Below are 12047 nucleotides of genomic sequence, written 5' to 3' on the forward strand. Positions count from 1 at the left end.
AGTGGAAAAGAACTCCCCCCGCTGGGAAATAGAGAAGCGGGAGTGCGCCCAGGCCCTCCTGAACCGCCCCTGGGTGACCAAAGAGGCCGACCCCGACCTCTTTCGCGCCATCCGCAGCCACTACGAGGAGTTGCGGGACTGGTTCCGGGAGCACTGCGGCTTTACCCTGCTGGTCACCCGCCACTTCGCCAAGCTGGAAAAGGTCCCCGGCCGGGCGCAGCCGTGGATGGGGTTCAGTGAATTTAACGACCCGCGGGATTACGCCCTCTTTACCTATGGCCTGTGGTTCCTGGAAGGTAAGGGGGAGGGGGAGCAGTTCCTGCTGACGGAGATGGTGATGGCCATCCGGGAACACCTCCTGGGCAGCGGCGTGGAGCTGGACTGGACCCTTTATGACCACCGCTTATCTATGGTCCGCGCTTTGAAACGCCTGCAGGAGATGGGCATCCTCCAGGCGGTGGACGGCGACGAGATGGAGTGGGTGCGTTCCGGAGGCGATCAGAACGTCCTCTACGAGAGTTCGCCCCTGGGGCGTTACGTCCTGCGCCAATTTCCCCGTGATCTGACTACTTATACCCGCATGGAAGAGCTGGGGGAGGGCCTTTACGCTGATACCCCGGAAGGGCAGCTGCTCCGGCGCAAGCATTATATCTACCGCCGCCTCATCCAAGAACCGGTGGTCTACGATCGGGAATGGAGCCCGGAGGAGCTGCACTACGTCCTGACCCAGCGTCGTTCCCTCCTGGAGCAACTGGCAAACATGCTCGGCCTGGAAGGCCGGCGCTACCGGGAGGGCCTGCTCTTTTTTTACCCCGAGGCCACCGGCGAGATGCAGCTCTTTCCCACGGCGCGGACCATTTCCGACATTGCCCTGCTCCTGGCCGGCGAGGCCAGGCGGCGCCTGGGCCAGGAGAACAGCAACCTTTATGTGGACGAACAGGGGCGCCTGCACCTCACCCGCGCCGACCTGGAAGGCCTGGTCCTGGACCTGCGGGAGCGTTATAAAGACTACTGGAGCCAACAGTACCGCCGCACCCGCAGCGGTGAGCTGACGGCAGATTTACTGGCCCACCTGGAAGAATGGGGTCTGGCCGGCCATGGCCCCGGCGACGAACTCTGGTTGGAGCCGGCCCTGGCCCGTTGGAGCGGCAACTATGAAGAGGACCTTCAGGCTGAGCGCCAAGTTTGCTCGCCGAGAACCTCGGAGCCCGGAGACTGTACCCCCGTCCCTGAGCAAATGTAGAATTTGATTTTCCGGAAGGGAGCATACGTATATGTGGCGCCTGGAGAGGGCCGGCATCCTCAATTTCTGGTACTACGACGAAGCCGAGTTTGAACTGGTGGACGGCCGCCTGGTTTTACGCGGCGCCAACGGCTCCGGCAAGTCGGTGACCATGCAGAGCTTTCTGCCCCTGGTGCTGGACGGCGACAAGCGGCCCTGGCGCCTGGACCCCTTCGGCTCCCGCGACCGGCGCATCGAGTATTACCTGCTCCTGGAGCCCGACAGCGGCATCACCGAGCGGACGGCCTACCTGTGGCTGGAGTTCTATCACCCGGAACAGGAGCGTTACCTGACGGTGGGCATCGGCCTGCGGGCGCGGCGCAACCAGAACGGCGTCAATTTCTGGGGCTTCGCCATTACCGACAACCGCCGCCCGGGGCGGGATATCTTCTTCTATAAACAGGATTTCAGCAGCGGCCGGGAGGAACACATCCCCTTGACCCGCACCGAGCTGGAAGAAATCATCGGCGCCGGGGGCGAGGTCGTCCGGGAGCAGGGTGAATATCAACAGCTGGTCAACCGCCTCCTCTTCGGCTACAGCGAGCCCCAGGCCTACCAGGAGCTCCTGGACCTCCTCATTCAACTGCGTAGCCCCAAGCTCTCCAAGGACTTCAAACCCTCGACGGTCTATGAAATCCTCCAGGCGGCCCTGCCGCCCCTGCTGGACGATGAGCTGCGGCCCCTGGCCGAAGTCCTAGAGGAAATGGACGCTATCGGCGACCGCCTGGCCGAACTGGAGATCCACATCCACGAAGTCGAGGCCTTGCAGCGAAGTTACCATAACTACAACGCCCTACGCCTGTATACCGCCTCCCGGGAGCTGGTGGAGGCCCGCCGCCACCAGCAGGAGCAAGCAGAGCTGGTCGAGGCTGAGGAAGAGACCATCGCCGGGCTGGAAAAAGCCTTGGCGGCGGCAGCCGGCGAGCTGCAGGCCAGGGAAGAGGAGCAGCAACAACTCCAGGCCGAGGTTAAAGTCCTGTCCGAACACGAGGCCTGGCAAAAACAGAGCGAATTAAATCGCCTGCGCCAGGAGACCGGGCGGTTGGAGGAGGACTACCGGCGGGCGGTGGCCCGGAGCCAGGAATGGCAGGAGCGGGCCAGCCGGGCGGCAGCGGAAAGGGAGAGACTGGCAGCCGACCAGGAGGCGAACCGGGCCGGCCAGGAGCAACTCCTGGCGGAGATGATCACCCGGGCCGGCGAGGCGGCCTTCACCTACCACCCCATCTATGCCGGCGCCTGGGAGAGCGGCCCGCCGGTCAGCGAGCCTGCCTGGCAGTCGTGGCTGGCCGACCTGCGCCGGCACGAAGAGCACCTGGGCCGGGCCCTGGAACTCGCCCGGCGTCTTACCCAGCTGGGGGAACGGCGCCGCCTGGCCGAGGTAGAGTTGAGCCGGGCCCGGGAGGAGCGGGACGGCTGTGAGGTGGCCGAGCACCGGGCGGAAGCCGCTTACACGGCCACCCTGGAAGCCCTGCAGGAAGCCATCTTTGCCTGGCGGCGGCAGCTCCAGGTCCTCCCTCTGGCGGAAACCGCCCTCCAGGCCGCCCTGGCGGCCTTAAACCGTTACCCGGAGGTCGACTACGAAGCCTGCCGGGCCCCGGTCCAGGAGTGTTACCACCAGGCCCGGGAAGCCCTGATGGCCCGCCGGGTGGAGTGGCAGCGGCAACTGCAGGAACACCAGGGGCAAAAAGAGGCTTTAGAGGCTGAATTAAAGGAATGGCAGACCCGGAAGGAGCCCCAGCCCCCGGCCCGGGAGGCGCGCCAGCGGGCGCGGCAGCACCGCGGCAGCGGCAGCGGGGCGCCCCTCTACGCTGCCTGCGAATTCCGGCCTGAAGTGGAACCGGCCCTCCAGGCGCGGCTGGAGGCCACCCTGGAGGCTGCCGGCCTCCTGGACGCCTGGTTGAGCCCGGCCGGTCTCATTGGCGTGGCCGATGACGAGGAAGAAACCTGGCTGGAAGCCGCCCCCCTGGCCCTGGGGCCCACCCTGGCCGATTTCCTTTACCCGACACCCCCGGCCGGCAGCGGCCTGACGGAGGACCAGGTGGCCGCCGTCCTGGCCACCATCGCCGTCGATACGGATTACGCTACCGGGGGAGCGATCCTCCCGGCAGCCGGACGCTTCCAGCTGGGCCCCCTGGCCGGCCAGGTCCCCGGCAAGCCCCGAGCGGAATACATCGGCCTGGAAACCCGGCGCCAGACCCGCCTGGTGGAAATTACCCGCCTGAAGGGACTGATCCAGGAGGAAGAGGAAGCCCTGGCCCACTGCCGGGAGGAACTCCGGCGCCTGGCTGCAGAAGAGGACTCCCTGCGCCGGGAACTGGCGGCCTTTCCCGGCGGCGAGGAGCTGCGTTACGCCTGGCAGCAGTGGGAGAAGGCGCGCCTGGCCCTGGAGCAGGCCGCAGCCGTAGTGGCGAACTGCAGCACCCGTCTGGGGGAGATTGCCCGGGAGCAGCAGCAGGTAACAGCCGACCTGCACCAGCTGCTGGCCGGCTCCCCCCTGCCGCCCCGGGAGGCCGGCCTGGAGGTAGCCTTGACCGCTTTGCGCCGCTACCGGGAACTGGTCCTGGAATTAAAAGCCGCCTGGCAGCAAGGCCGGAGCTTGCAGGCGGCTATAGAACGGGCAACCCGGGACCTGGAAGAAGCCCGCGCCCGGATGGTCCGGGAAGAAGAGGAAGGAGCCGGTTTGCGCAGCCGCCTGGCCGAGTATCAGGCCCAGGTGGCCGCAGTGGCGAAGCTTCTGGCCGACATGGGCCTGGCGGATATCGACCGGCGCCTGAAGGAATTGACCGCCCGCCTGGAGGATTTGGGCCGCACGTTGAAAACCCTGGCGGAGCAGCACCAGCAGCACCGCACCGACCTGGCCGTGGCCCGGACTCGGCTGGAAGGCCTGACGGCCGAACTGGAACGCCGCCGGGAGGCGACCTGGGTGGCCCGGCAAAACTGGGACGGCGAGTGGCAGCGCCGCTTGCTGGGCGAATGGGCAGAAGTGGCCGACCCGGCCGGGGACGCCGAACTGGAACGGGTCTTACAGCAAATCATCCGGCATTACCGGGAACGTTGGGAGAAGACTACCCTGCAGGCGGTTACCAACAGCCTGGTGGATGCCTTCCACAGCACCCGCCAGGTTCTCCTGGATTATGTGCCGGAGCTGACCAGTGACGCGGAGACGGAACGGTTGCTGGTGATCTTCCGCCGCGACCGGGACCATCCCCTGACCCCGGCCCTGCTCTTAAGAGAGCTGGAACAGGCCCGGGCCGAACAGCAGCTCCTTTTAAGCCAGAAAGACCGCCAGCTCTACGAGGAGATCCTCTTCCACGACGTGGGCAAGACCATCAGCCAGAAGATCAACCGCGCCGAGCGCTGGGTGCGGGAGATGAACCGGCTCATGCAGGCGCGCCAGACCTCCAGCGGCCTGCGTCTGTCCTTGAAATGGGAACCGCGTCCGGCCCAGAACGAGCGGGAGATGGATACGGCGGAACTAATCAAGCTGCTGCGCTTCGACCGCCACCTGCTGCGGGACGAGCAGATTGACCGGGTTATTGAGCACTTCCGTTCCCGCATCAACTGGGCACGCCAGGAGGCGGAGAGCCAGGATACCCTGCGCCAGCGGATCAAGCAGGTCCTGGATTATCGGGAGTGGTTCCGGTTTACCCTGTATTACGAAAAGGGCGACCAGCCGCGGCGGGAGTTGACGGACAGCCGTTTCAACGTCCTGAGCGGCGGGGAGAAGGCCATGGCCATGTACATCCCCCTCTTTGCCGCCACCTATTCCCGCTACAGTGACGCCCGGGCCGATGCCCCGCGGCTGATCTCCCTGGACGAGGCCTTTGCCGGGGTGGATGAGGAAAACCTGCAGGATATGTTCGGCCTCCTGACGGAAATGGGCTTTAACTATATGATGACCAGCCAGGTCCTCTGGGGGTGCTATGCCAGCGTGCCCGGCCTGGCCATCTATGAACTCTACCGGCCCCGGGGCTCCACCTGCGTCACCATCTTTCACTACCGCTGGGACGGTTACCAGCGGCATTTGGTCGCAAAGGGGAACGGCGAAGACGCCGGTGTTGATCTGGCCGAGGCCCTCGCCGAGGTGGCTGCCGGGGAAGACAGCGACGCCAGCGGGGAGACTGAGGTTCTGCCGTGATTAGTCGGGCCGCAAGTGATAATCAGGGGGGAGTCCGCCAGGTTGCCAGCGAATTTCTGGACTACCTGCGGCAACCGGGGTTCAAGCGTTTCTGGGATGCTGTGCGCGCCAGGTATATCTCCCTGGGCCGGGTGGGAGGCCGTATTCAGCTGGCTGACCTGACTCCCACGGAGCAGGAAACCCTGGGAGGCTTCCTGGGCCGGGACCTGGCCGGCCATGACCGCCTGCAGGTAAGCCTGGCCACGGTAGAGGCGATTCTCCTGGCCAGCCGCTGGCAGGTCGACCTGGCGACCTGCTTGGCGGCCTATTATGGCGCTGCCGTCAACACCCGACCGGCGATGACCGCCGCCCGGGAGCGGGCCTGGGAGGATTTCTGTACCCGGGCCAGGGCACTGGCCGGGCAGGAGGTCAGCCGGCTGTGGCTGGAGGGATTACTAAACAGCCAGACAGCCGGTTACCGCACCTTGATCGGACTTTATCAGGAGGACCCGGAGGCGACCCTGGGCCTCCTGGCCGGCTGTTGCCGGGCCTTGGAGGCGATCGCCCGGGGCCTGCCCAACCAACCCCTGCCCGTCTTTGCCGCCTGGTTGACGGGCGACCCCCATGCCTTGGACCAGGACCAGCCCCTGGGGAGGCTTTTCTGGAACGCTCTCCTGTTTTACCTGGGAGTAAAGGATGCTGACGGCAGCGCTGAACAGCGGCGTGAATTTTTACGGCGGGTAGGCCTCCAGGATGACGACCTTTCCTCCAACGTCCTGGCGGCGGGCTTAAGGGTCAACGCCGGGGACCCCCTGGCCCCCCTCCTGGCGGCGGCTGGCAATAACCCCCTGATTTTACCCTTGCGTTATTTAAACCGGCCGGTAGCCTGGGAATCGGGCCCTGTCTATGTCATGGAAAACCCGGCGGTCTTCAGCGTCTTACTGGCGGCTGCCAGCCCGGACCGGGTGCCGGCCCTGGTCTGCCCGGCGGGGCAGCCCAGCGTGGCTGCCTGGACTCTTTTGGACCAGCTGGCGGTCGCCGGCTGCCGGCTTTACTACAGCGGCGACTTTGACCCGGAGGGCCTGGCCATTGGCCTGGCCTGCCAGCGCCGTTACGGCGCCGCTTTTAGCCCCTGGTTTTTTGATACGGCGGCCTACCGCCTGGCAACCCGGGGGTTGCCCCTGACAGCCCGGCAGCGCCGCCAGCTTGCCGGTATGGAAATCCCCTGGGATCAGGGGCTGGTACCGACCATCCTGGACCGGGGCCTGGCCATTTACCAGGAGACTCTGGTGTCGGCCATGGTAAACTTCATGAACCCGAAAGAGCAGCAGCCGGCCTAAGATAGCCTGCTGCTGCTATTTTCTTCCTCATCCCGGACGATCAGGCCGCCATCACCCGCCGGAACGCCGAAGGCCGCCGGATAAGCGGAAGAACCGGTCAAGGTCCGGTAGGGGAAGCGGGCCGGGATAACCCGCAGGTTCGGGCGGACCCGGTAGGGCTCCGCCAGGCTAAAAGTGTGGTGCTGGATTTTTTATTCCCCCTTGCGATGGTTTGTCTATAAATTCCTCAGCTGCGGGATGGCAGGTACAGGCGGAAGGCGACTTGGTTCGAGGTGTAAAGCAAACTCAGCGAAGCCGCATCGAAGCGGCGGTGAACGGGATGGGGATTATAACGTGGCTTCAGGAACGAGAAGTAGCACGCCCCATGTACCGCCATATCGCCCATCCTAAAGGGTTAAACCAGCTGCCGCCAGCCCTGGCGAGTAAAGATGACGTTGACGGGTGGGGCACCTTCCCGCGGCTCGTTTGCCCGGGTGATGGTGCCGTTAAAAACAAAGGCATCCAGGCAAGGAAGACTCTCGACAATCCCGGCAGCCGCTTCGAACTCCAGGGAATACTCCCGGGGTTGTAACATAACCGCCGGGTTAAAGGGTTCCAGGAGCTGAAGCTCGGCCTCGTAATCCAGGTAGAGCTGCCACATCAGGTCCTCCAGGCGCTCCGAAGGCGTCACCACCGGCAGCTTGATCTCCTCCCGGGCTTCCCGGCGGGAGATCATATGGTTATGAGCGTAGAGCCTCTCCGTCAGGTTTTGAATGATATCCTTCACCCGGTCCTGCTCCTGCGTCGGTAGGTGCATTTGCAGTAGTTTCCTGGCCAGGGAGCGGATGAGGGCGTAGTTGCGGTGGACGTTACCCAGGGCCAGGGGATGAACCCTGTTGACCAGCTGGTTAAAAATGGCCACCATGCTGCCTTCGCCCTCCAGGCCGGCGATTTCCCGGGCCAGGGCCAGGTAGGCGGTGACATCCTCGACGCTGACCGGCAGGCGGGCTGCCGGGTTGGCCGGGTCTTCCGGGTTAAAGGCGTTGGCCACGCTGGGGTCGATGGGCCCCAGCTCCCCCAGGCGGCCCATAACGACCTCGTCGGCCCCCAGGCAGAGGAGGGTGCCGGCGCTGGCGGCGCGAAAGGGCACCAGGACGCCCAACTGCGGGGTAAACTCCCGCAGCAGGTTGACCAGGCGCCAGGGAGTCAGGACATCACCGCCGCGGGTATAAAGGAAGAGATCCAGGCGCGGTCGCGGCCCCAGGGCCAGGAGGTGGCGGTAGAAGACCCGGATGACATCCGGGGCCACCCGCGTACCCAGGTTCTCCCGGTCACCGGTAAAATAGCAGATAACGGCAGATTGGCGTTCCGCTTCGATTTGCTGCAGTAAGGGCAAGCGTTCGGCCCTTCCCATGGTAGGCCCCCCTTCCGGCCGGGTTACAGTTATTATTTCCCGCCTGAAGGGGAAAAACACCGTATTGCTTATTGAGCAGGAATTTGTTATACTGTAAGTAATACAAAGAAGAGGTGATATATAATGGCCGGTGTTGCTGGCAGAGCTTCAAGAATGACCGCCATCAGGCTGCCTGTAAAGATTATTGATGAAATCGATACGATGGTTGGTAAAGGTAACCGCTCCCGGTTTATTGCCACGGCTATCGAAAAAGAACTGATGCGGCAAAAGCGCCTGGCCTATAGCCAGAATGCCGCCGGCCTATTTCCGGATGATCTGGTAGCCGCTAAAAAACCCGGCGAAGATGATACGCTGGCTTTTATAAATCACCTGCGGGCTTCAGATGTGAGGACGGAATAAATGGCTAGCAAAAAAACAAGCGGCGGTTTTTTACTTGATACAGATTTTTTAATTGATTTAAATCGCGGTAAAGGGAACAAATGGCGCAAACGTGCAAGTGAGCTGCTGATTGCAATTAATGCCCAGGATCTATTTATTTCCAGCGTTACCGTAATAGAATTTATGACTGGCATTCAGCCAGATGAGCAGGAGCAAGCCCAAAAAATGCTGCGCCAGTTATATTATTATACGGTGCCAACTTTTAATGAGGCCCTTTTAGCCGGACGACTGCGGCGGCAATGGTTAAACAAGGGCTACTCTTTGTCCCTTGCTGATGTCACCAATGCTGCTATTGTTATCTCCCGGCAGCTGGTTATGGTTACTAGAAACACGAAACATTATCCCTTTGAGCAGCTGACCATCAGGAGCTGGTAAACTCCCCCTCGCTGATCACCCTGTACCCCTGCTCCCGCAGTAAAGCCGCCGTGACGCCTGCACCGGGACGGGTGGTGCCGCTGAAGGTGCCGTCGTAGATTAGCCCGCTGCCGCAGGAAGGGCTTTTTTCTTTGAGAACGATTAAATCCGCATTTACCTCGCGCGCCTTCGCCAGGGTGGCCTGCGCCCCCCGCAGGAAAGCCGTCGTCACATCGCGGCCCTGGCGATCCACCACCCGTGCCTTACCGGCCAGGACATCATGGCCGTCGCCGCCCCGGATCTCCGCCGGCGGCCGGGGAATAGCCAGCCCCCCCAGGGTTTCCGGGCAGACCGGTACGGCCCGGCCCTGGCGTACCAGTTCGGCCAGGGCCGGTACCAGGTTATGGCCGCCGCTGTATTTGCAGTTAACCCCGGCCAGGCAGGCGCTAACGAGGATTTTTTCCATGTAAATTACCACCTCAATAGTTTTTAACTATTTAATTGCAAACTTGCCATTGATTATAATACCAAATCCTAGTATACTGTTCTACAACAGACCTGTATATCCTGAAAGTAACGCGCCTGACCATTTCGGGGAATAGATCTATGTAGAGCAAATTAATCAAGGATAAATTGAGTATAGGAGCAGGAAAGGAGTAACCAGAACGTGTATCTTGCCATCAATGAGCATCCCGGGGCCACTAACATCCTCCGGGATCTGGAGGCTACAGTAGATACAGGAAAACTCCTTGCTATGCAGGGCATGGAAAAAGGGCGCCGGTTGGACGCGCATATTACCGCAATGTATGATAACATCTGCCGGGAGGCTCGCACCCTGGCGGAACCCGCCTTTGCCTGGTCCTATCATGAAGTGACGGCAATTACCGGCCACGAACTCCACCTGGCCGGGGGGCAGACTATAAAAAGCCGTTTCCTGGCCCAGAAACTCGCCCCGGCGCAAGGGGTCATCGTCATGGCTGCCACCATTGGCCCGCGCCTGGAAGGGAGAATCAAAGAGTACCAGGCTACCGGTGATACCCTGGCCAGCTACCTCCTGGACCTGGCCGGCTCAGCCCTGGTAGAGAGTGCCTACTACAGCGGCTTTCAACAGGTGGAGATGGCGGCTGCGGCAGCCGGCCTGGAAGCTACTACACCCTTCGGTCCCGGCCACTCCTACTGGGATAACCTGGCCGACCAGGAGGTCCTCTTCTCCCTGGTGGATGCCGCCGGCCTGGAGATCATCCTGACCCCATCGTATTTAATGCTGCCGCGTAAGTCCGTTTCGGGTATCAGCGGCATTGGCAGGGGCTTTGCCACCGGTGAGTATCACTGCCAGTATTGCCACCTGCGCTGCACCTGCCCTTTAAGCCGGGCGAAAGAGGCGGCACCGGCATAGCACTGCCGCCAGGCTTGATTAACCAGGCCGCGGTATTGCAGCAAGCCTTCTCGCCAGGGTGGGTACACAAAGTTGACTAATGAGGTCACATAATGAAGCAAGTAACCATCTACACCGACGGCGCCTGTTCCGGCAACCCGGGCCCCGGGGGCTGGGGCGCCGTCCTCATTTACGGCGACAAACGCAAAGAAATCTCCGGAGGAGAGCCGCGTACGACCAACCAGCGCATGGAGATCACGGCGGCCATCGAGGCCCTGAAGGCCCTGAAAGAACCCTGCCAGGTGCGCCTCCATAGCGACAGCGCCTACCTGATCAACGCCTTTCGCCAGAGGTGGCTGGACCGCTGGCAAAGGAACGGCTGGCAGACCATCAACAAGAAACCCGTGGAGAACCAGGACCTCTGGCAGGAACTCCTGCAACTGACCACCTGCCACCGGGTAGAATGGGTGAAGGTCCGGGGCCACAGCGACAACGCTGAAAACAACCGCTGTGACGAGTTGGCCCGGGCCGCCATTACCCGGCTGCAAAGGTAGGAGTTTTTTTATCCTGTACCGGGCCAGGTCCAGGCATGAGCTTTGCTGCCTGGCGTCATATGGGTCCCAGCACAGTATCGTCCTGTACCCCGGCTACCCGCCGGGCACAGTATTACCTTTACGAAAGGAGGTTTACTTACATGGGTAAATGGTCCTGTACGGCCTGCGGTTATGTCTATGACCCCGCCGAAGGGGACCCCGAGGGTGGCATCGCCCCGGGGACGGCCTTTGAAGACCTGCCCGACGACTGGGTTTGCCCCAACTGTGGCCTGGGCAAAGAAAACTTCGAACCCCTGTAGGCAGTAAAGGGCGGCGCTACCCGGCGCCGCTTAAATTTTGCCCCCGGCACCTCTATTTACCCACTTTTACATAAATACTAGCAGGAAATGGGACATTTATGACGAAAAATTTAAGGCAATGTATTGAAAGGGGATTTCAGCTATGCTAATTGTAGGCATCAACGGTAGCCCTAAAAAGGAGGGCAACACCGCTTTTTTAGTCCGGGAGGGACTGGCGGCGGCTGCCGCAGCCGGGGCCGAGACGGCCCTGATCCAGGTAACTGAGGCCATGGCCGACCAGAAGATACCCTACTGCAACCAGTGCAGCAATCCCTGCCAGGGTGCCTGTTCCCGCCACAACCGTCTGGGGGAGGCCTATGACCTCCTGCGCCGGGCCGACGGCGTCCTCCTGGGCAGCCCCGTTTACTTCGGCAGCGTCGCGGCCCAGTTGAAGGCTTTCTGGGATAAAAGCCGCATCCTGCGTAAGGAAAAAGCCCTTTTAAACGTCGTCGGCGCCGGGGTTACCGTGGGCGGCGCCCGGTTTGGCGGCCAGGAGACGACCATTAAGGCCCTGTTCGATATGATGCTCATCCAGGGCATGATGATCGTGGGTGATGGTTTTATTGAGGCTGACTGTGGCCACCAGGGCGGTTGCGGCCAGGCCCCCGCAAATAGCGACGATTTCGCCATCCAGCGGGTGTGTCTCACCGGCCGGCGCCTGGCCGAAGTGGCGGCAGCCACTGCAACCTTGCGCCAGCACCGCGGTTAGCGTGTCGCCCTATCCTACGGTGCCTGTTATACGGGGTTATTGGACCACGTCCAGGTACAGCCCGTTTTTGGACCCAACCTGGCGTTCCATCAGTCTGTTACCCCCCGGGCAGACCCTGTCCGGGTAAAGCACTGCGCCGGTAACTAT

11 protein-coding genes are annotated in these 12047 nt (G+C 62.2%); 9 read left to right on the plus strand and 2 right to left on the minus strand.

Annotated features, from left to right (window positions below):
* Position 1 precedes the first annotated feature (1 nt).
* The 3 genes from SDD30_RS05485 to SDD30_RS05495 are packed head-to-tail and all read left to right on the plus strand — an operon-like array spanning position 2 to position 6739.
* Positions 2–1243, plus strand: coding sequence for a TIGR02678 family protein (locus tag SDD30_RS05485; protein ID WP_434073925.1), 1242 nt, complete (start codon positions 2–4; stop codon positions 1241–1243).
* A 31-nt stretch (positions 1244–1274) separates the two neighbouring features.
* Complete coding sequence (locus SDD30_RS05490) at positions 1275–5420, plus strand: TIGR02680 family protein (protein ID WP_434073926.1); 4146 nt, start codon at positions 1275–1277, stop codon at positions 5418–5420.
* The gene (locus SDD30_RS05495; protein WP_434073927.1) at positions 5417–6739 is read left to right on the plus strand and encodes a TIGR02679 family protein; all 1323 of its coding nucleotides are present in this window, start codon (positions 5417–5419) and stop codon (positions 6737–6739) included. The genes SDD30_RS05490 and SDD30_RS05495 overlap by 4 nt, the downstream gene beginning before the upstream one ends.
* Positions 6740–7133: 394 nt before the next feature.
* Here the strand turns inward: SDD30_RS05495 and SDD30_RS05500 are convergent, their stop codons facing one another.
* Positions 7134–8132 carry an SDH family Clp fold serine proteinase gene (locus SDD30_RS05500; RefSeq protein ID WP_434073928.1) on the minus strand — a complete coding sequence of 333 codons (999 nt, stop codon included), beginning with the start codon at positions 8130–8132 and terminating at the stop codon, positions 7134–7136.
* A 123-nt stretch (positions 8133–8255) separates the two neighbouring features.
* Here SDD30_RS05500 and SDD30_RS05505 point away from each other — a divergent pair, with 123 nt between their 5' ends.
* The gene (locus tag SDD30_RS05505; protein ID WP_434073929.1) at positions 8256–8531 is read left to right on the plus strand and encodes a hypothetical protein; all 276 of its coding nucleotides are present in this window, start codon (positions 8256–8258) and stop codon (positions 8529–8531) included.
* The gene (locus tag SDD30_RS05510) at positions 8532–8945 is read left to right on the plus strand and encodes a type II toxin-antitoxin system VapC family toxin (protein WP_434073930.1); all 414 of its coding nucleotides are present in this window, start codon (positions 8532–8534) and stop codon (positions 8943–8945) included.
* Here SDD30_RS05510 and SDD30_RS05515 read toward each other — a convergent pair.
* Complete coding sequence (locus SDD30_RS05515; protein ID WP_434073931.1) at positions 8932–9390, minus strand: 2-thiouracil desulfurase family protein; 459 nt, start codon at positions 9388–9390, stop codon at positions 8932–8934. The genes SDD30_RS05510 and SDD30_RS05515 overlap by 14 nt on opposite strands.
* Positions 9391–9591: 201 nt before the next feature.
* On the opposite strand from SDD30_RS05515, the gene SDD30_RS05520 reads away from it, so the two are divergent.
* The 4 genes from SDD30_RS05520 to SDD30_RS05535 all read left to right on the plus strand — a co-directional run bounded on the left by SDD30_RS05520 (position 9592) and on the right by SDD30_RS05535 (position 11900).
* Complete coding sequence (locus SDD30_RS05520; protein ID WP_434073932.1) at positions 9592–10320, plus strand: hypothetical protein; 729 nt, start codon at positions 9592–9594, stop codon at positions 10318–10320.
* Positions 10321–10412: 92 nt separating this feature from the next.
* Complete coding sequence (rnhA, locus tag SDD30_RS05525; protein WP_434073933.1) at positions 10413–10853, plus strand: ribonuclease HI; 441 nt, start codon at positions 10413–10415, stop codon at positions 10851–10853.
* 140 nt (positions 10854–10993) lie between these two features.
* Positions 10994–11152 carry a rubredoxin gene (rd, locus tag SDD30_RS05530; protein WP_434073934.1) on the plus strand — a complete coding sequence of 53 codons (159 nt, stop codon included), beginning with the start codon at positions 10994–10996 and terminating at the stop codon, positions 11150–11152.
* 142 nt (positions 11153–11294) lie between these two features.
* The gene (locus SDD30_RS05535; protein ID WP_434073935.1) at positions 11295–11900 is read left to right on the plus strand and encodes a flavodoxin family protein; all 606 of its coding nucleotides are present in this window, start codon (positions 11295–11297) and stop codon (positions 11898–11900) included.
* The last annotated feature ends 147 nt before the right edge of the window (positions 11901–12047 follow it).

The sequence above is a fragment of the Moorella naiadis (nom. illeg.) genome, from assembly GCF_051020825.1.
GTDB lineage: Bacteria > Bacillota > DSM-521 > Neomoorellales > Neomoorellaceae > Neomoorella > Neomoorella naiadis.